Here is a 20,180-nt window from a genome sequence, read left to right as displayed (position 1 = left end):
CATGAGCGTGGACGTCTTCTGCGCCGGCACGGTGTTCTTCGACGTGATCCTGACCGGGCTGCGCGGATTTCCCGCGCTGGGCACGGAAGTGCGCGCGCCGGGGATGGGTTCGAGCCCGGGCGGGATCGCGAACCTCGCGGTGGCCCTGTCCCGGCTCGGCCTGTCGACCTCGCTGGCCGCGATGTTCGGCACCGACGCCTACGGCGACTACTGCTGGGACGTGCTGTCCGCGCACGAAGGGGTGGACCTGGCACGGTCGCGGCGGTTCCCCGGCTGGCACTCGCCGGTGACGGTGTCGCTGGTGGTGGACGGGGAACGGACGATGGTGACCCACGCCCACGACGGGCCGGTGCCGCTGGACACCGCGATCGGGCGTCCGCCGCGAGCGCGCGCCTACTTCGTCCACCTGGGCACCGAGGAGCAGACCTGGCTGCGGCACGCGCGCGCCTCGGGCGGGCTGGTGTTCGCCGACATCGGGTGGGAGCTGTCGGCCGCGCGCCGCGAGGAGGCGCTGGACCAGCTGCGGCACTGCGACGTGTTCCTGCCGAACCGGGACGAGGCGCTGGCGCTGACCGGGCAGCCGACGGTCACCTCGGCGCTGCGCGATCTGCTCCGGCACGTGCCGTCGGTGGCGATCACGTGCGGCGCGGACGGTGTGGTCGCCGCGGACCGGGCGAGCGGCGAGGTGGTGTCGGTCCCGGCACTGCCGGTGGAGGCGATCGACTCGACGGGCGCGGGCGACGTGTTCGCGGCGGCGTTCGTGCTGGGCACGCTGTCCGGATGGGCGCCGGCGCACCGGGTCCGGTTCGCGACGCTGTGCGCTTCGCTGTCGGTGCGCCAGTTCGGGGGCTCGCTGGCGGCGCCGGGCTGGCACGACATCGCCACCTGGTGGCGGGAGGCGGACGAGGAGCTGCGGCGGGACCACGCCTTCGTCGAAGCGCTGCTGCCGAGCCACCGCCTGGTCCCGGTGCGCCGGGCGAGCGCCACGCTGGCCGCGGTCAGCGAACGCGGGTGAGGACCGCCCTCGGCGCACCCGGTGCGCCTCGCTGGCCGCGGCCAGCCGACGGGATCGACACCCGCCCTCAGCGCAGCGCGTCCAGCTCCGGGTGCGCCGCCCGGTAGCCGTCGACCAGCCGTCGCGCCACCGAACGGTCGCCCACCAGCGGGTGCGCCGCGAAGGCGTCCTCGGCCGCCGCTAAAGAACCGGTCAGTGCCGCGGTGATCGTCGTGCGTTCGGCGGTCTTCACGGCGCGGGCCAGCGCGAGCTGCGCGCCGGGCAGCGGATCCCCGGCGATGGGGTGCGCACCGTTGGTGTCCACCAGGCACGGAACCTCGACGACCGCGTCCGCGGGCAGGCCGGGCAGGGCGCCGCGGTTGCGCACGTTCAGCACCGGGTTCGCCGCGCCTTCGCCCGCCAGTGCCCGCATCACGGCGACGGCCATCGCTTCGTAGCCGCCGCCCGCGGGTTCCCCGCTCGCCGTCGCCGGCGCGGCCGAGTACGTCGCTTCCCGCTCGGCCAGGGTCCGGGCCCAGAGCCGCGCCGCCGCGGACGGCTCGCCCACCGCGGCGCGGTAGAACGCTTCCTGGCGTTCGTGCAGGAACGCGCCGCGGGTGGGACCCGTCCGCGCCTTCTCGATCGCGGCGTCCGTGGCGTGGTAGTAGCGCAGGTACTCGTTCGGGATCATGCCCAGCTCACGCAGCAGCGGAGCGCCGAAGAGCCTGCCCTCCTCGATTTCGCCGAGCCGGTCCCCGGCGAGCAGCGCGGGCAGCCGGTCGGCACCGGCGACGCGGACCGCGCGCAACCAGCCCAGGTGGTTCAGCCCGGCGTAGTCGAACCACGCCTGCTCCGCCGGCACGCCGAGCAGCCACGCCACGCGCCGGAACAGGCCCGCCGGGGAGTCGCAGATCCCGATCACCCTGTCCCCCAGCACCGCCGCCATCGCCTCGGTGATCAGGCCGACCGGGTTGGTGAAGTTCACGACCCACGCCGTCGGCGCCAGTTCGGCGATGCGGCGGGCGAGTGCCGTCAGCACGGGAACGCCGCGCAGCCCGTAGGCGAGCCCGCCCGCGCCCGTGGTCTCCTGCCCCAGAACACCGCAGTCAAGGGCGACTCGTTCGTCGAGCACCCGCCCCCGCGTGCCGCCCACGCGCACCGCGCAGAACACGAAGTCCGCGCCCGCCAGCGCCGCGTCGAGATCGGTGTGCGGCACGACGGCCTGATCCCCGAGCACCGCGCCGATGGCCGCGAGCCGCCGGGAATCGGTGTCGTACAAGGCGATTTCCCGCACCGCACCCCACTCCGTGACGGCACGGTGGATGAGCGGCGTGCGAAACCCGCCACCGCCGATGATCGTCAACCGCACGACCGGGCCCGTTCCACCGTCACGCCCCCTCGACGACGGCCAGGAGATCGCCCTCCTGGACCACGTCCCCGACGCGCACCGCCACCCGGCTCAGCCGGCCCGCGATCCCGGTCAGCACCGGGATCTCCATCTTCATCGATTCCAGCACCAGAACCGCCTCACCGGCCACGAGGTCGGCGCCCTCGCCCCGGGCAACCTCGATCACCTTGGCGACGATCTCCGCGTGAATCTGCTCGGCCACCCCACCAGGCAAGCAGACGGCGCTGGAATCCCGCTGGAGTTCGAAACCGCGCGGAGGTCGCGGCAGCGGAATGCGGCTGTGGCCGGCATGCGCCGGCTGACGCCGGACCGGGTTCGAGAATCAAACCGGGTCAAAATCCGCGTGCTCGTCCTCCCGCGCAAACAGCTACGAGGCCGCCGAGTCCGGTACCTGCGACATCTCCTCGCCGGGAGATCCGCGGAACAGACGATCCGCCGCCGGAAGGGCTCAGTAAGCACAGGCCAGCAGCCGTTAGAGGTTACTAGGAGCGAGACAAGCTCTTGACGCCGAGTTGCTCGGCCAGCCGCTCCACCCGCCGGGTCGACACGCCCAGAGCGCCGCCGAACCGATATCGCCGGACGCGACGACCGGGACCTCGGGCACCGCCGTCGCGACCGCGCGGATTATTGACGTCCGGGCCGCGCAACCGACACTTCAACGGCCGCCAACCCTGCGATGCCTATCGAATGTAGCCATCCCGCCAAGTCTTGGCCTGCGCGTCACCCAAACCGCAAGCGTCACCTGCACTGTGGCGTATCCCAACGGTCAGCAGTTCGTGGCCGCGACGAACGGTTCCTACCCTCCGTACCGGGCTGGCCCGGCGCCGGCGCCACGCCGGGCCAGCCCGGTGCGCAGCCGGTCCGCGAGCTCGGCCGCGGGCGCCGACGCGGTACCCACCCGGAGGGTGAGGGCGAACGGCGGGAGCTCGGGAAGGCCGGCCGACGGTCCGAGGACTGTGAGGTCGACCGGGACGGTCGACTCCAGCAGCGCGGTGACGGCCAACCCCATCCGGACCGTGGCCAGCGTGGCCGCCAGGCTGCCGTTCTCGAAGACCGTGCGCCAGTCGCGACCGTCGCGGCGCAGTGCGTCGAGCACGACGGGCCGGAACGCGCAGAACTGCGAGACGACGGAGACCGGAAGCGGGCGGGCAAGGCGCGCCCTGCCGTCGCGATCGCCGACCCAGACGAGCCGGTCGAGCGCCACGACCTCGCCCACCGCGGACTCGTGGGGCTCCTCGACGACGGCCACGTCCACGACGCCCCGGCCGACGTCGTCGGACAAGTCCGACGAGGACGCACTGACCAGGGACAGCTCCACCCGGGGATGGTCCTCGACGAAACCCTTCACGACCGGTGCCAGCATCGCGACCAGATCGTCCGGAACGCCGAGGGTGACCCGTCCCACCACGGCGCAGCCGGTCATGTCCGCCCAGACCTCGTCGTGGAGCGCGAGCATCGCGCGGGCCCGTCCGATCAACCGCTCCCCCGCCGGGGTCAGGCGCAGGCCACGGCGGCTGCGGACGAACAGCGGCATGCCCAGGGCCGACTCGAGCTTGCCGACCTGCTGGCTGACCGCTCCCTGGGTGAGGTGCAGCGCGTGGCCCGCCGCGGTCATGCCGGCGTGATCGCACACCGCGACGAACGTGCGCAGCAGCGTCATGTCCAGGTTGGTCGGCACCCCAGAATTATGACCTGTAATGCTGAGGATAACCAACATTCGTTGTCATGATGTGGGTTGGCGATCTACAACTGCACTATGACCGCTGCAGGACTCACCACGCTCGCCGTGTTCGCGGTGGTCGCCACGATCACACCGGGCGGCGCCACCACCCTGGCCACCGCCTCGGGTGCGCACTTCGGCTTCCGCCGGTCGATCCCGCTGATGGCCGGCATCGCGGTGGGGCTCGCCACGATGGCCGCCGCCGCGGCAGCCGGCCTCGGCGGGCTGGTCCTCGCCGCTCCGGCACTGCGGCTGACCTTCCAACTGGGCGGCACCGTCTACCTGCTGTGGTTGGCAATCCGGACCGCGCGCAGCGGCTCCCCGGGCAACGGCTCGGCCGCCGCGCGCCCCTTCGGCTTCCTCAGCGGCGTGTGGATGCTCTGGCACAACCCCAAGGGCTGGGCGATGACGGTCGCCGCGGCTGCCTCCTTCGCTTCCCTCACCTCGCAGCCCACCCTCCTGGCCGGCGCGCTCGGCGCGGCGTTCGGCCTGGCCGCTGCGGCATCACTCACGCTGTGGTGCCTCGCCGGACTCGTACTCGCCCGGGTGCTGCGGACCGAACGGCAATGGACGACGCTCAACATCGTCCTGGCCCTGCTCCTCGTGGCCTCGATCGTGCCCATCTGGACTGCGAACTGATGGGCGCACACATTGTGCGAGGAGGTGCACTCGCTCGGGAGTTCGGCAGTACCCGTTGTCGCCAACCTGCGCGACGTGGCCGCCGTCAGGCAGCTTGCGCACAATGCGTTGGAAATCGACTGCGGTTACATCGCCGTACTGGTGAACGATGCCGGTGGAGGAACCTTCGGGGCAATGGAGCCGACCAGCGGCGACGAGCTCCGCGAGTCGATCGCGGTGCACGTACACGCACCGTTCGTGCTGACCGGAACGCTGGCACCAATTGTGGCGGGGCGAGCGGCGGGACTGATCATCAACGTCGCGTCCATCGGCGCTCAGCTCGCACCGGCAGGGCTGAGCCTGTTTCACGCAGGAACCTCGGCCCCGGCGACCTCGCGCTACTCCGACGGCCACGTCGCGGCGCACCGGCACCACGAAGCCGCTGCCCGGCCTCGTGCTCGAGATCCCGCGCGGGCGGCGTTCTGCCCCAGCTGGCGACCGCAGCCCACCTGCGCACCGAAGGACGTTGACGCCGAGGCACAGTAGCTCTCGCACGTGGGCGACGACATCGTGGCGTCGGCGCGCGGCCTCACCGCGCTGCACGATCAGCAGCGGCGCGGGGGCGGCCAGCCGGACGTGGCCCGCCACGTGCGCGAGCTCGCCACCGCCCTCCGCGAGCACCAACGTGCGGTCGGTACGCCGGCCAGAGGCAGACCGGTCGTCGGTCCGGGGTCTTCACCGCCTGATCGTCGCGGACTGGATCCGTTCGAGCGTTCATCCGTGCGATGCTGCGCGGACCTGGGACGCTACCGCCGGGGAACGTGACGCGCTGACCCGCCCTTTCACGATCGACGGGCACTCATCGGGCCGCCGCCTGACGGAGGGCGCGATCGATGCGCTCACGGCTGCGATCCTCGGCGGGGGTGTGGACGACGATCCGGATACCGGGGTGGTCGACAAGGGCCATGCCGGTGGAGCGGAGACGAATTTCCCCGATCTCCGGGAAGTCGTAGTGTTTGTCGCACAGACGGGGCGGGGCGACGTCTTCGGTGTCCCACAAGCGGGCGAACAGCGGGCTCGCGTCGCGCAGGCGGGCGACGAAATCGCGCCATTGCGGATCGTTGAGGTGCTGGCTGTAGCTGTAGCGGAAGCCGGCTACGACCTCTGGTGCCTGTTCGTCGCGGTTGAGGATGCGGCTGTGCTCCTGCAGCGCCGTGAACAGGTACCAGATGGTGTTCCGTTCGGCGGCCGGCGCGCTGACCAGGTGATGGTGCAGAGCACCGTACGACCGGTTCCAGCCCAGAACGTCCGTGCGGGCGTTGACCAGCACCGCAGGCAGCGGATCCAGGGCCCGCACAATGGCGTGGAGCTCATCCGGGATGTCGAGCGCGGGTTCCACGCCGGCCAGGAGCTGGGGGACCCCCGCCAGGCGGTAGAGGTGGTCGCGTTCGGCGTCGGTCAGGCGCAGGGTCCGGGCCACTGCGGCGAGTACCTGGGCGCTGGCGTTGATCGGCCGACCCTGTTCGAGCCAGGTGTACCAGGTGATGCCGACCCCGGCGAGCTGAGCGACCTCCTCACGGCGGAGCCCTGGGGTGCGCCGCCGGGTGCCGGGCGGGATGCCGACCTGGTCGGGTGTGATCCGTTCGCGTCGTGACCGCAGGAACGACCCGAGTTCCCTGCCGTGTGCGGTGGCTGTCACGCCACCATCGTGCCCGAGCCGCCGGCAGTTAGCCGGGTGGTGTCAGTACCGGTATGAGCAGGCTCTCAGCACTGGTATCGGAGGAGGCTCAAGCTCGGACCGCTGGTGATTCCGAGCATGAACGGACGAAGATCTCGATGAGCGACACATTTCACCGCAAGATCGCGGTCGTGACGGGTGGCAGCGCCGGTATCGGCCACGCCACGGCCCGGAAGATTGCCGCACGCGGCGGCGCCGTCTACATCACGGGCCGGGACGGGGATCGCGTGAAGGCCGCGGCGGCGGACATCCCCGGTGACGTCGTCGGTGTCCAGGCCGACTCGGCCTCCGTCGACGATCTCGACCGGCTCTTCGCGCAGGTTCAGGAGCGCAGTGGCCGGTTGGACGTGCTCGTCGCCAACGCGGCGGCGATCGTGCCCGCCCCGCTGGGCTCGATCACCACGGAGATCATCGACACGGTGTTCGGCGTCAACATGGCTGGGACGATCATGACGGTCCAGAAGGCGCTGCCGTTGCTGGTTGACGGGGGTGCCGTGGTGCTCGTCGGGTCGATGGCGGCGCACAAGGCGTCGCGCGGGCAGAGCGTCTACGCAGCGTCCAAGGCCGGGGTCCGGGCGCTGGCCCGTACGTGGGCTCTGGAGCTCAGCCCGCGGGGGATCCGCGTGAACGTGGTGAGTCCGGGCCCGACGGACACGCCCGGCATCGCGCAGCTCGCCCCGGGCGACGAGGCGCGGAAGGCGTTCTTCTCGAGGATGGGCGCCGGAACGCCGATGACCCGGGCCGGCACCGCGGAGGAGGTGGCCGCGGTCATCGCTTTCGTCGCCTCGGACGCCGCTTCCCACGTCAACGGCGCCGACTACCAGGCCGATGGCGGATACGGGCAGGTCTGAACCGCTGATCGCTACTGATGCTCATCGGGGGCGCACGGGAGCCGTACGGTGACGGCTCGCCGGCGCCGAGACCCACCCATCACGACCTGGCGTCCCGACCTGCCCTGACACCGCGCAGCCCAGCACTGCTCACCGCATGCGGTCAGGAGTCATCGACATCGATCATGCGGTCGATCAACAAATGCAGCCAGAACCGACCGGTATCTGCGGTCGGTTCCAATCTCCACAGCCAGGCGACCGAGCGCCGTTTCCGCGCACCGGGTTGGTGGGGACGGGGAACTTGCTGAGGGTCTTCTTCTCGTGTTCGAGCATGGGTCGGGTGCGGAACGTGGGCCGGTGGTCGCGTTCGGTCCAGGCGACGGGTTCGACGGCGATGTCGAGGACACGGTGCGGGGTGCGGGTGCGGTCTCGACCACGGGCTGCGGACGATGCGGTGCTTCCTTCGCGGTGAGGTCGCGGTTGAGGTGGAGGACATCGCGCTACACCGCGACGCCGAGCCAGAACGCCCGGTCCGAGCGGCGGTGCGCACCGTGTCGCCCGGCACCTCGTCAGGGCAGTCACCGCCGGACGCGGCCGGCCGCCGCGGGCGTCGGTGATCAGGGCGTACGCCGCGGGGAAAACCAGCAGCACGACGGCCCCAGGCCGACGAACGCAGCGCGCCAGCCGAACGCCGTCCCGAAGGCGAAGACCGTGAGCACGCTCGGCCCGAAGGTCAGGCCGAGCGTGCCGGCGATCGCCGTGCGCCACGCGGCACGCCGTCGAACGAGGGCGTGCTCGCCGGCGCGCGCAGCGGTGGGGTGGCGGTCTCTTCCATTGCGTCCTCTTCACTGAGTTCGCCCCGACTCGACCGGTGTGCGCGTCCTGGGTCGTGCACGGGTGGTCGAGCGCGACGCCCGTCCGAGCAGGCGTCAGACCAAGGGCGGCACCCGGAAGAGCTGCTCCGCGTTGCGGTGGCTGATCAGGGCGCGCTGCTGGTCATCGAGGTCGGCCTTGGCCAGGAACTCGGCCGCGACGTAGCTGTCTTCATACGGGTAGTCGATCGCGAAGAGAACGTGCTCGGCGCCTACCTTCGTCAAGCAGTACTGCAGCACGTCGTGGTCGGACATGCCGCTCGTGGTGATCCACATGTTCTGGCGGAAGTACTCGCTGGGGCTTTCGTTCGAGCGCGACCATGCCGAGCACGTCACGCGCCCAGGCGTAGGCCTTCGCGTGCATGTTGTCGGTACGCCACAGCCAGAACGGGAGCCCCTCGCCGAGGTGACCGAGCACCACGTGAAGGTTCGGGTGCCGGTCGAACGTACCGCTCAGGATCAGTCGCATCGCGTGCGTCGCAGCCTCCGCTTGGAAGCCCCAGATCGCCTGCTGCAACCCGTACGGCTGAAACGGCTCGAGCATCTGCGGGCTCGGCATCCGCGGATGCAGATACAGCGTGCTGTCGGTTTCCTCGAGGGCGGCGAGCACCGGCTCGAACTGCGGCTCGTCGAGGTAGTGGCCGCCCGTGTGCGACCCGATCAGGACGCCGCCGAACCCGAGCGTCCCCGTCGCTCGCCGGATCTCCTCCGCCGCCGCCTCCGGGTCCTGGGGTGCCACGGCGGCGAGCGCGCCGAACCGCCCCGGGTTGCCCGCGACGATGTCGGCCAGCGCGTCGTTCATCTCCCGCGCCAGCGACGTGGCGGTCGCGGCGTCGGACCAGATCTGCACCCCCGGCGGGTTCAGGCTCAGCACCGACACGTCGACGCCCGCCCCGTCCATCTCCTCGAGCCGCGTCTGCAGGTCGGTCAGCCTGCGGCTGATGAACTCGTTGGGGATGAAGCTGCGCGAATACGCGCGCTCGGCCTCCTCGCCGGCGAATGCCGGCAGGCTCGCCGTCCGCTCCCAGAACGGGATGGTCGCGAAGTGCTCCTCGACCGCGATAACCCGGTGTGGCGTTGTGCCCGACATCGCTCGTTCCCTCCAGACGCTGCGTCCTGGTCCATTCCTCGGTCCGTCCTGTTCTTTCGACCGACGCTACGAAACACCGCGGGTGCCCGGACTGCCCCCTGCGCTTCCTAGGAACGCCAGGGTCACCCTCGGATAAAGTGGCCGGCATGGGCCGGAACAACCTGCTCGGGGAGTACCTGCGCGCCTGCCGCGAACGGGTCACGCCGTCCGAAGCGGCGATCGAATGGCTCGGACCGCGACGCGTCCCCGGCCTACGGCGCGAGGAGGTCGCGCTGCTCGCCGGGATCAGCGCGAACTACTACCTGCGGCTCGAGCAGGGCCGGGACCGCAGCCCCTCGGACCAGGTGCTGGAGTCGCTCGCCCGGGCACTGCGGCTCGACGCCACCGAGACGGCCCATCTGATCGCCCTCGGCCACCCGCCGACGGGTAACCTCCGCGGACCGCGCCAGGTCGATGTCCCGGCCAGCACCCAGCAGCTGCTGCGGGCACTGGACCTACCCGCGTTCATCCAGGACCAGCACTTCGACGTCATCGCCGCCAACACGACGGCCCACGCGCTGTCCCCGGCCCTGCAGCCGGGCCACAACCGGTTGCTGTCGGTCTTCCTCGACCCGGCCGAGCGGGCACTGTTCGCCGACTGGGAGATCGTGGCCGAACACCTGGTCGCGTCATTCCGCGCCTCCGTCGCCGCCGCCGTCGACGACCGCCGCACCACCCAACTGGTGACCGAGCTCTCGGCGCGCGACGCGCACTTCCGTGAGCTGTGGGCAGGGCACGCTGTCGTCGCCCGGATCGACCGGCCGCCAGTGCGCTTCGCCCACCCCGTGGCCGGGCTGCTCACCCTGACCCGCGAGAACCTGGCCGTCGACGGGCCCACGCCGCTGAGGTTGATGATCTACCACGCCGAACGGGGCTCGGATGACCACGCGAAGCTGACGCGACTCGGCGCCGGGGCCACGTCGCCGACAGCCACGTCCTGAGGATCTGGCGGGCGAAACGGTCCACGGCCGGTCGAGCACACGCGGGCTGGGCGGGAAAGGCGCGAACCAATCGGTGGCGGCGGCACGCGCCGGCGCGGCAGTGCGCTTCCTCGGCGGCTTCGGCGACGATGTCGACGGCCGGGAGCTCCGGCGACGGCTCGCCGCGGCCGGTGTCGATGCCGGTGCGGCCGTCGAGGGAGCTCCCACCGGGTCCGCCTACGTTCTCGTCACCAATGACGGCGAGAACGCTCGCTCCCGACTCACCCAGAGCGCCCTGCTGCCGTGTTCGTCGGGTCGGACGAGCAGGCGCGGGGCGTCAGCTCGGCCGCCGATGCCATGGGTGTCCGCATACCCGATGAGCTCGCGATCACCAGCATCGACGGCACCCGGGCGGGTGAATTCGGCAATCCGCCACTCACCTCGATGCCACAGCCCTACGCGGAGCTGGCGCAAGCCGCGATCGCCGGGCTGCTCGGCAAGCGACCAGGGCCGGTGATCCTGGACGCTTCCCTGCGTCTCGGCCGGTCTTGCGGATGCCACCCTGGCGGGAAGACAACCGATCCCACTGTGAGGAAAAGGATTTCGGACTCACGCAGGAACGGTGGGGTCTGGCGCGTGGGGATCGCGCCGTTCACGGGCCGCCACCGCGGCGTCGACCTGAGCACATCGCCCGAGTGCGAGGTCTTCGCCGAGCACATCCGCCGCACCAAGCGGCGCGTAGGTGGCGCGCAGGAGGCCGCGGATAAACCGGAGCACGACCGGCCACCTCGACCCGACGCGGCCGCCGGTCGTCTCGCAGCCGGGAGTGGACGGTCCTCCCGCGAATGGCTCAGGACCCTGCGACACCATCGACGCGAACGCCGGTCCCGCCGGACACCGGTCAGCGTCCGCCGATGCCCCGCACCATCAGGGCCAGTTGGAGGGTCATGAGGTCGGCCGGGTTCGTGAGGTCGAGTCCCGTCGCGGTCGCCGCGCGCTTGATGCGGTAGCCGACGGTGTTCGGATGCACGAAGAGCTTGTTCCCGGCCTCCCGATTGGACAACTTCGACGCGAACCAGGTGCGCAGCGTCGCCAGGATCTCACCGCTACCGTGTTCGTCGAGCTGATCGATCGGCGCCAGGGTCGCGTCGGCGAACTCACGAAGCGCCTCGCCCGCGCCCGATTCGAGCAGCAACCCGTGGACGCCGAAATCGGCCATGCGCGTCACCTCGCGAGACGTGGGTGTGACCAGTGAGGCGGCGCGGAGCACGACGGTCAGTCCTCGCTCCACGTTGCCCAGTGACGGCAGTGTTGCCCCGACGACGCAGCGTGCCGACCCGCTCGTGCGGTCCCGGACCTGCTCGACCATGCGGATCAGCAACTGCGAAGCGGACTCGTCGGGACTGTCCGCCGCAGTGCTGGGGATCAGGGCGACGACGTAGTCCCCGACCGAGCCGATGACCGGCCGCGGTTGCACGTCGCGGGCCACGTCGAGCAGCGAGCGGGTCAGCTCGGCCCTGGCTTCACGGCGAGCCGTGTCCGATGGCGATTTTCCGGTTCCCGGCACCAGGAACACAGCCAGTGTGTGTGGTTCGTGCGGAGCGTGGCGCAGGGCGGCCGCGCGGGCCATCACCGATTCCGCGCGCACCATGGCGGCCGGGGACAGCAGGTCGGACAGCAGATCCTGGGTGAGCCGGGCCTCGGCCTCGGCCCGCCGTTCGACGCGGCTGCGTTCCAGCGCGATCAGCAGGGCGCAACCTTCCATCGCCCAGCGCTCGTCGTCATCGAAGCGCTCCGGGAAGCTCCGGGCCGCCCACAGCCGGGGCCGGGAAGGCCCGCCGGTACTCACGGGAACCAGACAGATCGCCGACGCGCCGTGCCACACGAGGTTCCCGGCTCGCCCGGAGCCGATGATGCGCGCGATCTGCGTTTGGACACTGTCGTCGACCGGTACGGCCGCGATGTCGTGCCGGGAACCGGACCCGGCCGGGGCAGTGGCCAGTTCGGTGCCGTCGTCGGTGTCGATGGTGATCGTGGCGTTGAGCTTGCGGGCCAGGAATTCGGCGATCCCCTGCAGTCCCACGTCCTGCAGGAGCAGCCTGGTGAGGTCGTGCTGGAGGTCGCGCAAGCGTGAGACCGTGCGCTGGTGTTCGACGAGCTCATCGTTGACGCGCGAGAGGCGCGCCACCGCGTCCCGCTCGCGATCGCGCCGCCGCGCCGCCACGATCGCCGCGGCCGCGTGCTCGCTGAGCAGGGTGAGCAGCCCGATGGAATCCACGTCGAATCGGCGGCGTGTGGTCGTGTAGCCGGTGATCGTGCCGATCGGCGGGCCGTCGGCCGCCTGCAGCGGCGCGGCGACGATGCCATGCAACCCTTCGGAATTCATGCTCGGGTGCCACCGGTCGAGGCCGGGCTCCACGAACGCGTCCTCGACGAACACCGGCAGCCCGGTGAGCGCGGCGCGGGCCGTGGGCGGCCCTGAACGCGCCGTGCCCTCGTCGAGGCGCATCGGCGCGCTGTTGGCCGCGGCGACGTAGGCGGGGGTGAGGCCATACGAGCCTTCGAGGCAGAACGTCCCTCGTTCGGGATCAAGCACGTACACGGCACACTTCTGCAGATCGAGCAGCTCGCACGCCTGCCGCGCGATCATGGCCAGCACCTTGCTCAGATCCTGCTCGGCGTTGATCGCGCGAATACTGTCGGTCATTGCGCGCATCCAGACCGAGAGCACCTCGTCGGGCGATCTCGGCAGCCTCCTGACCGCGGACCTGCTCACCGTGTCAACCTCTCCGCCGGCGGGTCGGCAGCTCATTGTGCGACGCACAACAAATGTAGCTTCTGTTGTGCGCGAAAACATAGACCCTCGGCCAGCTCCTGAGCGAGTCTGCGTTTCGACGGGCTTCCAGCGCGCGGTGGCGCGGCAGGGGGTGGCCCAGGATGAACGGCACCCGCGGCTCGCGATCGCGCGCTCCAAAGCTGGACGTCCCGAGGCGCAAAGGAGCGACGAGTGACAGCACCGCAGAAGCAGACCGGGCAGCTGCCCGGATCGCGAGCGGGCGAAGTTCCCGAGGGAAGCGACATCCTGCGTGACTACATCAGCCGCTGCAGCAACTGGGGCCGTTGGGGCGCGGACGACGAGATCGGCACGCTGAACTACGTCGGCCCCGAGCAGGTCCGGGCGGCGGCGGCGCTGGTCAAGAAGGGCGAGGTCATTCCCCTGAGCCTGCCTTACGATCAGCGGGGCTGCCAGGACGGCGGTTTCCGGCAGAACCCGCAACTGCTGGTCAGGGCCTCCGGCACCGACTACGTCGCCGGCGCCCAGGAGCCGACCCCCTGGGGCCCGGCCAAAGGCTTCGGTTTCTCCGACGACGTGGTCGTCCTGCCGACCCAGGCCGGCACGCAATGGGACTCGCTGTCCCATATCTTCTTCGAGGGAAAGATGTACAACGGCCGCCCCGCCACCCTGTCCACCGCGAACGGCAGCGCCCGCAACGGCATCCAGGCCGGCGTGGACAAGTACGTGATGCGTGGCGTGCTGCTCGACGTGGCGCGCTGGGCTGGCGTGCTCAGCCTGGCTCCCGGGCACGCGATCACCGTCGCGGAGCTCGAGCGAGTGGCCGACGCCCAACGCGTCGAGGTCCGGCGGGGCGACGCGCTCCTGGTCCGGACCGGTTTCCTTGGTGCTCGCCGCGGCCGGTGGGGCGACTATGCCGGCGGCCCGGCCCCCGGCCTGTCCCTGCACACCGCGCCCTGGTTGCACGAGAAGGAGGTCGCCGCCCTGGTCACCGACACCTGGGGCGTCGAGGTCCGCCCCAACGAGATCGCCCACGTGCAGCCGCTGCACACCGTGGCGCTGGTCCACATGGGACTGGCGTTGGGGGAAATCTTCGATCTGGAAGGGCTGTCGGCGAGCTGCGCGGCCGACCGCGTGTACGAGTTCCAGTTCCTCGCACCTCCCCTGCCGCTCAGCGGCGCATCCGGCTCACCGCTGAGCGGGCTGGCCGTCAAATAGCCATCAAGGAAGACAACGCTGTCCCAACCGATGGAGTGAACAATGAGTAAACGCACACTGATCCGAGGTGGGCATGTCGTCACGATGGACCCCGCTCTCGGCGTCCTGGAGACCGGCGATGTACTCATCAGCGGCGACACGATCGAGGCGGTCGGCACGAATCTGGAGGCCGCGGACGCCGAAGTCGTCGACGCCACCGAACGCCTGGTGATTCCCGGCATGGTCGACACTCATCGTCACACCTGGCAGACGCAGATGCGCGCCCTGTGTGCGGACATGTCCATCAGCGGCTACATGAACACGCTACGGATGGCCATTTCGCCGAACTACACGGCCGAGGACGTCTACCTCGGCAACCTCGTCGGCGCGCTCGAAGCGATCGACGCCGGAGTCACGACCGTTCTGGACTTCTCGCACTGCAACAACAGCCCCGGCCACGCCGACGGCGCGATCGGGGGGCTCCTGGACAGCGGAATCCGCGCCGTTTTCGCCTATGGCTTCTTCGACTCGGACCCGCCGGTCAAGGGTTTCGCGAGCCATCCCGACCGGGTGTCGGACTACAAGCGGCTCGTCGAGAAGCACTCCGGGCAGTCCCGGATCCGCCTCGGGGTCTCGGTCAACGAACTCGGCTTCGTTCCGTTTTCGCAGACCGAAGCCGAAATCGCCGCCGCGCGGGACACCGGCGGCATCATCGCCTTCCACACCGCGTGCTTCTTCGGCACGCCACTGTCCAACGGGATCAAGGATCTGCACCAGGCCGGGTTGCTCGGCCCGGACCAGGTGCACATCCACTGCGTCGCGCTGGATGACCTCGAGTGGCGGTACCTGGGCGAGGCGGGCGCGAAAGTGTCCATCGCCGCCGAGACCGAGATGAACATGGGCATGGGCTGGCCGCAGATGGAGAACTGCCGGCGCCACGACATCAAGCCGACGCTGAGCTGTGACATCATTTCGCTGAACTCGGGCTCGCTGGTGCCGCAGATGCGCCTGGCGCTCGCCGCGGAGCGGCATGCGCGCAACGAGCCGATCAACAAGAGCGGTGCGATGCCGGAGTCGCTCCAGACGAGCGTGATGGACGTCCTGGAGTGGGTGACCGTCAACGGCGCGGAGGCCTGCGGACTGGGCGAGGTCACCGGCTCGCTCACGGTGGGCAAGAAAGCCGATGTGGTGATCGTGGGCAACAGCGACACGTTCACCGGCCAGCCGGCGATCAATCCGGTCGGCAGCCTGATCTTCCAGTCGACTCCGCAGGACATCCTCGACGTCTTCATCGACGGCCGCCACGTCAAGAAGGACGGGAAGCTGGTCGGCGTCGACCTGCCGGAGTTGTTCGCCCGGTCCAACGCTTCCGCCGACGAGGTGCTGCGCAAGGTGCACAAGGAATTCCCCGTGCTCCCGCCGCCCGTGGGCGGGAGCAAGTTCGAGGAGCGTGAGAAGCAGGCGAAGGGCAACATCACCGCCTGACCCGGTTCCGCCGGTGGGGTCGCGGCGCGGCCTCACCGGCTTCCCACAACGTCGAGACGGGATGAGGATCAGTGCCGCGACATGCCGATTCCACAGCACTGACCAGGAACGTCCGAGAGAGGCATGACATGAAGGCCAGGGACGCTGTCCCGCTCTGGCAGCCGTCCGAAGACCTGTGCCGCGACGCCGCGGTCAGCCGGTTCGCTCGATTCGCCGGGCAGAGCGAGGACTACCGGAGTCTGTGGCGAGGGTCCATCGCGGACATCGGACGGTTCTGGGCGGCCGCGGCCGAGTTCCTCGGCGTGCGCTGGTCGACCCGGCCCGAACGCGCACTCGGCCGCGGTGCCATGCCGGGTACCGAGTGGTTTCCCGGCGGCCGGTTGTCCTTCACCGAGCACATCTTCGCGGGGCGGAACCCGGAGAAGGTCGCGATCTGCTTCGCGAACGAAGCGCACCGGGACGGTACCTGGACCTGGGGCGAACTACGCCGCGAAACCGCGCGCATCCAAGCAGGGCTCGCCGCGCACGGGATCGTCCCGGGAGACCGGGTCGCGGCCTGTCTGCCGAACGCCCCGGAAACCGTGGCCGCGCACGGCAGCCGTGGACTTCGATCACCCGTTGTGGGTGCTGTACGGCTCGGGCACCACGGGACCGCCGAAGGCGATCGTGCACAGCCACGGCGGCATGCTCCTCGAACTGCTGAAAACGACTGTCCTGCAACTGGATCTCCAGCCGCACGACCGGTTCTTCTGGTTCACCACGACAGGTTGGGTGATGTGGAACATCGTGGTCGGCGCCCTGCTCCCCGACGCCGCCATCGTCCCGTACGACGGCAATCCGGGCGGCGACGCACTGTGGCGGCTGGCAGCGCGAACCGGCACCACGTTCCTCGGCACCAGCGCCGCCTTCCTCGACTCGTGCCTGCACGACGAGGTGAAGCCGCCCGAACAGCACGATCTCACGGCGCTCCGCGCGATCGGTTCGACCGGGTCGCCACTGGCGGCGGAATGCTACGACTGGGCCTGCCGGACCTTTCCCGAGCGCACCTGGCTGGTGTCGATCAGCGGCGGCACCGACGTCGTCGGGCCTTTCCTGGGGGCCGTGCCGACCGTGCCGGTGTACCGGGGGAACTGGGCCCGGCCGCGCTGGGTGTCGACCTGCGTTCCTACACCGACGACGGGCGAGCGTGGACGGGAACCGTCGGCGAACTGGTCATCGGGCAGCCCATCCCATCGATGCCGCTCCGCTTCTGGGGTGACGACGACGGGCAGCGCCTGCGTGACTCCTACTTCAGCCGGTTCCCCGGCGTGTGGACCCATGGCGACCGGCTCGAGCTCACCGCGCGCGGGACCGGCGTCATCACCGGGCGCAGCGACGCGACGATCAACCGCGGCGGGGTTCGCACCGGGACGGCCGAGATCTACCCGGCGCTGCTCGCGGTGTCCGAAGTGGACGACGCCGTCGCCGTCGACCTGTCGCGGCCGGGTGCGCCGGGCAGGTTGATCCTGCTGGTCGCACTCGCCGGCGGGGGTCATCTCGATGACGAGCTGCGACGGCGGATCCGCACCGCGATCCGGACCGGCTGCTCGCCACACCACGTGCCCGGCCGATCCGGCCGCGCTCGACGCGATCGTCACCTACGCGAAGCGGACTCGAGGGGACAGTGCATGCTCAACTCCCATGACGTCGTGAACGTCGAGGCCGTGCGCACCCCGATCGGGCGCGGCCATGCGGTCAAGGGCATCTTCCGGGACCTGACTCCGCGCGACCTGCCGGGTGCGATCCACCAAGCCGTGCTCGGCCGCGCCGGGCTCGATGCCGGCGAGGTCCACGAAGTCATCACCGGATGCGTCCAGCAGATCGGCGAGCAGGGCGTCAACATCGCTCGCAACGCGTGGTTGCACGCGGGTCTGCCGGTCGAGGTGCCGGCCGGCACCGTCGACACGCGGTGCGGAGCCTCGCAACGGGCGGGCAACCTGGCGGCGGCACTGATCGCGTCCGGCGCGCGCGACATCGTCGTAGCCGCCGGCGTCGAGCACGCGGGACGGGTGCCGTCCGCCACCGGTGTCCGCATCCAGGAGGAGTACGGTGACGCGATCACGCCACTGATGATCGAGGACTTCGGTCTGGTCAGGGCGCGGAACCTCGTGGGACGGGGCCCGTCGGCGGAGCGGATCGCCCCGGCTTGGCACGTTTCCCGTGCCGATCTCGAAGCGTGGGCCGTTCGGTCGCATCGGCTGGCCGCGCAGGCGGCGGAACCGGGCCTGCGGCCGCGAGGACGCGTCCGGGATCACCTCCTGCAGGACGACGATCCGTTGATGATGCTCACGGCTCCGATCCCGCTGACGCGCCGGATGCTCGACCGCAACGGCATGAAGATCGGGGAGCTCGACGTCGTGGAGATCAACGAGGCCGCCGTCCCGATGGTCAAGGTGTGGCTCGCCGAGCTGCGCCCCGACGAGGACCGCGTCAACCCCCGCGGGGGCGCGATCGCCCTCGGCCACCCGCCGGGGGCGTCCGGTGCCCGGCTGATCACCACCCTGATCCACGAACTCGAAGACTCCGACGCCGAACCCGGCTTCGTCACGATGTGCTGTGCCGGGGGCATCGCCACCGGAACGCTGCTCGAACGCGTCCAGCGAGTGTCGTGCGAGCGGCTCCTCCGCTTGTGAACCCAGCCCCGAGGAGTAAAGGAAGAACATGTTCGCCGTATACGCCGCCGCACCGAACCCGGAAGCCCCACTGGACGCGCTCCGGGTCGGTGACCGGCCCGAACCGGCAGCCCCCGAAGGCTGGGTCAAGGTGCGCGTCACCGCGGCCAGCCTGAACATGCACGATCTGTGGACCCTGCGCGGAGTCGGGATCAAGGCCGAACGGTTCCCGATGATCCTGGGCATGGACGGCGTGGGCACGCTCGACGACGGCACTCAGGTCGTCGTCCACCCGGTCGTCGGCGACCCGGCGTGGACCGGAGACGAGACGCTCGACCCGCGACGTACCCTGCTCACCGAGCTGCACCAGGGCACCTTCGCCGACTACGTGATCGTGCCCGCGCGCAATGCGGTCCCGCTGCCGGACGGGGTCCCGGCCACGCACGGCGCGGTGATGGGCACCGCCTGGCTGACCGCGTACCGGATGCTGTTCACCAAATCCGGGCTCCGGCCCGGCCAGACGATGCTCGTGCAGGGTGCCTCCGGCGGCGTGTCCACCGCCCTCGTCCAGCTCGGCCGGGCCGCCGGGATGACGGTGTTCGTCACGGGCCGTACCGAGGAAAAACGAGCGCTGGCGGAGAACCTGGGCGCGCACCGGGTGTTCCCCACCGGCACGAAGCTGCCCAGCCGGGTCGACGCGGTGTTCGAGTCCGTCGGTGAAGCGACCTGGGGGCATTCGCTTCGGTCACTGCGCCCCGGCGGCGCGGTGATCGTCTGCGGTTCGACGAGCGGGCCGAACCCCGCCGCGGACCTGCAGCGGGTGTTCTTCCTGCAGCTTCGAGTGGAAGGATCCACGATGGGCACCCGGCAGGAACTCGCCGATCTGCTGGCATTCGTCGCCCGATCCGGCATCCGGCCCCAGATCGGGCTGGAGCTGCCGATGCGCGACGCGGCGGCCGCGATCCAGGCGATGGAGGCCGGCGACACCACCGGCAAGATGGTCCTCACCGCGGGCGCGGCATGACCACCTACACGACGATCGAGACGACCCGGCCGGCGCCCGGCGTCGGCGTGATCCCGCTCGACCGGCCCAACGCCCTGAACCACACGGTCGAGACCGAAGTGCTCAGTGCCGCGCGGGAATTCGACGCCGACACCGACATCGGCGCCATTGTGGTCACCGGCTCGGAACGGGCGTTCGCGGCGGGCGCCGACATCGCGGAAATGGTCACCCTCACCCACGAGGAGGCGAGTACGCGCTCGGCGGAGGCTGTGAGCTCGCGATGCTCTGCGACATCGTGATCGCCTCCGACACCGCGGTGTTCGGCCAGCCGGAGATCAAGCTCGGCATCCTCCCTGGGCTCGGCGGCACCCAGCGCCTCACCCGGGCGATCGGGAAGGCCAAGGCCATGGACCTGTGCTCGACCGGCCGGAACCTGACCGCCGACGCAGCGAAACGGGCCGGCCCGGTGAGCCGGGCAGTGAAGCAGGCGGTGAACGACGTGTTCGAAACCGCCCTCTCCGACGGGATCCGCTACGAACGCGAACTCTTCTTCAGCCGCTTCGGCACCCACGACCAGCAGGAGGGAATGACCGCAGTCCTCGACAGCGCACCCCGCGATTCGCCGACAGCTGAGGCGGCTGCCACGAACCAGGCCGGCGGCCACGCGCCCGGCCCGGTCCGGCCCCGAGTGGACGAGCACGGTCACTACGCCTCGATCCCGAGAGTCGTGGGCCACACGCGAACCACCGTGGCAGCCGCATCGTCCAGCGAGCTGCGGGTCACTGTGGCCTGGTAGAAGGCGCGCTCGGTCATCCACACCA

Annotated in this window: 17 protein-coding genes and 4 pseudogenes; 14 read left to right on the top strand and 7 right to left on the bottom strand. The window is 70.5% G+C overall.

Features of this window, described 5'->3' with window-relative positions:
- Position 1 precedes the first annotated feature (1 nt).
- Entirely contained in the window at positions 2 to 1,015 is a 1,014-nt protein-coding gene (locus HNR02_RS25260; protein ID WP_179775590.1) for a carbohydrate kinase family protein, read from the top strand.
- 67 nt (positions 1,016 to 1,082) lie between these two features.
- Here HNR02_RS25260 and HNR02_RS25255 read toward each other — a convergent pair whose 3' ends face one another.
- The 3 genes from HNR02_RS25255 to HNR02_RS35675 all read right to left on the bottom strand — a co-directional run bounded on the left by HNR02_RS25255 (position 1,083) and on the right by HNR02_RS35675 (position 4,080).
- Positions 1,083 to 2,363, bottom strand: a complete 1,281-nt coding sequence (locus HNR02_RS25255; RefSeq protein WP_179775589.1) for a family 4 glycosyl hydrolase — start codon at positions 2,361 to 2,363, stop codon at positions 1,083 to 1,085.
- 19 nt (positions 2,364 to 2,382) lie between these two features.
- The gene (locus tag HNR02_RS25250) at positions 2,383 to 2,604 is read right to left on the bottom strand and encodes a biotin/lipoyl-binding carrier protein (protein ID WP_179775588.1); all 222 of its coding nucleotides are present in this window, start codon (positions 2,602 to 2,604) and stop codon (positions 2,383 to 2,385) included.
- Between the two features lie 594 nt (positions 2,605 to 3,198).
- Positions 3,199 to 4,080 (bottom strand): LysR family transcriptional regulator, encoded by an 882-nt coding sequence (locus HNR02_RS35675; protein ID WP_218903093.1) that lies wholly within the window; start codon positions 4,078 to 4,080, stop codon positions 3,199 to 3,201.
- A 78-nt stretch (positions 4,081 to 4,158) separates the two neighbouring features.
- Here HNR02_RS35675 and HNR02_RS25240 point away from each other — a divergent pair, with 78 nt between their 5' ends.
- Positions 4,159 to 4,761: a LysE family translocator gene (locus HNR02_RS25240; protein ID WP_179775586.1), complete on the top strand. Its 603-nt coding sequence runs from the start codon at positions 4,159 to 4,161 to the stop codon at positions 4,759 to 4,761.
- A gap of 12 nt (positions 4,762 to 4,773) precedes the next feature.
- Complete coding sequence (locus tag HNR02_RS25235; RefSeq protein WP_246338639.1) at positions 4,774 to 5,286, top strand: SDR family NAD(P)-dependent oxidoreductase; 513 nt, start codon at positions 4,774 to 4,776, stop codon at positions 5,284 to 5,286.
- 313 nt (positions 5,287 to 5,599) lie between these two features.
- On the opposite strand, the gene HNR02_RS25230 is transcribed toward HNR02_RS25235, so the two are convergent.
- Positions 5,600 to 6,439 (bottom strand): helix-turn-helix transcriptional regulator, encoded by an 840-nt coding sequence (locus HNR02_RS25230; protein WP_179775584.1) that lies wholly within the window; start codon positions 6,437 to 6,439, stop codon positions 5,600 to 5,602.
- Positions 6,440 to 6,576: 137 nt separating this feature from the next.
- On the opposite strand from HNR02_RS25230, the gene HNR02_RS25225 reads away from it, so the two are divergent.
- On the top strand, positions 6,577 to 7,329 hold the full coding sequence (locus HNR02_RS25225; RefSeq protein WP_179775583.1) for an SDR family NAD(P)-dependent oxidoreductase: 753 nt from the start codon (positions 6,577 to 6,579) through the stop codon (positions 7,327 to 7,329).
- Positions 7,330 to 8,237: 908 nt separating this feature from the next.
- Here the strand turns inward: HNR02_RS25225 and HNR02_RS36220 are convergent.
- Together HNR02_RS36220 and HNR02_RS25220 are read right to left on the bottom strand one after the other, a co-directional pair.
- Positions 8,238 to 8,435, bottom strand: a complete 198-nt coding sequence (locus tag HNR02_RS36220; RefSeq protein ID WP_281377280.1) for an amidohydrolase family protein — start codon at positions 8,433 to 8,435, stop codon at positions 8,238 to 8,240.
- Positions 8,353 to 9,270: an amidohydrolase family protein gene (locus HNR02_RS25220; protein WP_281377279.1), complete on the bottom strand. Its 918-nt coding sequence runs from the start codon at positions 9,268 to 9,270 to the stop codon at positions 8,353 to 8,355. Before HNR02_RS25220 ends, HNR02_RS36220 begins: the two co-directional genes overlap by 83 nt.
- Before the next feature lie 146 nt (positions 9,271 to 9,416).
- Between HNR02_RS25220 and HNR02_RS25215 the strand changes: the two genes are divergently transcribed.
- The 3 genes and pseudogenes from HNR02_RS25215 to HNR02_RS36855 all read left to right on the top strand — a co-directional run.
- A complete protein-coding gene (locus HNR02_RS25215) occupies positions 9,417 to 10,250 on the top strand; it encodes a helix-turn-helix transcriptional regulator (RefSeq protein WP_179775582.1) in 834 nt (277 codons plus the stop codon).
- 4 nt (positions 10,251 to 10,254) lie between these two features.
- Positions 10,255 to 10,437, top strand: a pseudogene (locus HNR02_RS36860) (PfkB family carbohydrate kinase); the annotation flags it as partial.
- An 89-nt stretch (positions 10,438 to 10,526) separates the two neighbouring features.
- A pseudogene (locus tag HNR02_RS36855) lies at positions 10,527 to 11,180 on the top strand (substrate-binding domain-containing protein); the annotation flags it as partial.
- Here the strand turns inward: HNR02_RS36855 and HNR02_RS25200 are convergent.
- Positions 11,131 to 13,086: a helix-turn-helix domain-containing protein gene (locus HNR02_RS25200; RefSeq protein ID WP_179775580.1), complete on the bottom strand. Its 1,956-nt coding sequence runs from the start codon at positions 13,084 to 13,086 to the stop codon at positions 11,131 to 11,133. The pseudogene HNR02_RS36855 and the gene HNR02_RS25200 sit on opposite strands and share 50 nt — an antisense overlap.
- A gap of 150 nt (positions 13,087 to 13,236) precedes the next feature.
- On the opposite strand from HNR02_RS25200, the gene HNR02_RS25195 reads away from it, so the two are divergent.
- From HNR02_RS25195 to HNR02_RS25175, 7 genes and pseudogenes are all read left to right on the top strand, one after another.
- Positions 13,237 to 14,241 carry a cyclase family protein gene (locus tag HNR02_RS25195; RefSeq protein WP_312861128.1) on the top strand — a complete coding sequence of 335 codons (1,005 nt, stop codon included), beginning with the start codon at positions 13,237 to 13,239 and terminating at the stop codon, positions 14,239 to 14,241.
- Positions 14,242 to 14,283: 42 nt separating this feature from the next.
- Positions 14,284 to 15,705, top strand: a complete 1,422-nt coding sequence (locus tag HNR02_RS25190; RefSeq protein ID WP_179775579.1) for an amidohydrolase family protein — start codon at positions 14,284 to 14,286, stop codon at positions 15,703 to 15,705.
- 128 nt (positions 15,706 to 15,833) lie between these two features.
- Positions 15,834 to 16,283, top strand: a pseudogene (locus tag HNR02_RS36850) (acetyl-coenzyme A synthetase N-terminal domain-containing protein); the annotation flags it as partial.
- Positions 16,284 to 16,305: 22 nt separating this feature from the next.
- Positions 16,306 to 17,208 (top strand): AMP-binding protein, encoded by a 903-nt coding sequence (locus HNR02_RS36845; protein WP_376772935.1) that lies wholly within the window; start codon positions 16,306 to 16,308, stop codon positions 17,206 to 17,208.
- 164 nt (positions 17,209 to 17,372) lie between these two features.
- Positions 17,373 to 18,377 carry a thiolase family protein gene (locus tag HNR02_RS36840; RefSeq protein ID WP_376772934.1) on the top strand — a complete coding sequence of 335 codons (1,005 nt, stop codon included), beginning with the start codon at positions 17,373 to 17,375 and terminating at the stop codon, positions 18,375 to 18,377.
- A 28-nt stretch (positions 18,378 to 18,405) separates the two neighbouring features.
- The gene (locus HNR02_RS25180) at positions 18,406 to 19,380 is read left to right on the top strand and encodes a zinc-binding dehydrogenase (RefSeq protein WP_179775577.1); all 975 of its coding nucleotides are present in this window, start codon (positions 18,406 to 18,408) and stop codon (positions 19,378 to 19,380) included.
- Positions 19,377 to 20,155, top strand: a pseudogene (locus HNR02_RS25175) (enoyl-CoA hydratase-related protein). Before HNR02_RS25180 ends, HNR02_RS25175 begins: the two are co-directional and overlap by 4 nt.
- The last annotated feature ends 25 nt before the right edge of the window (positions 20,156 to 20,180 follow it).

The sequence above is a fragment of the Amycolatopsis endophytica genome, from assembly GCF_013410405.1.
In the GTDB taxonomy this organism is placed as follows: domain Bacteria; phylum Actinomycetota; class Actinomycetes; order Mycobacteriales; family Pseudonocardiaceae; genus Amycolatopsis_E; species Amycolatopsis_E endophytica.
Note: the sequence above shows the minus strand (reverse complement) of the source record. Positions and strands in the feature narration are given on the sequence as shown.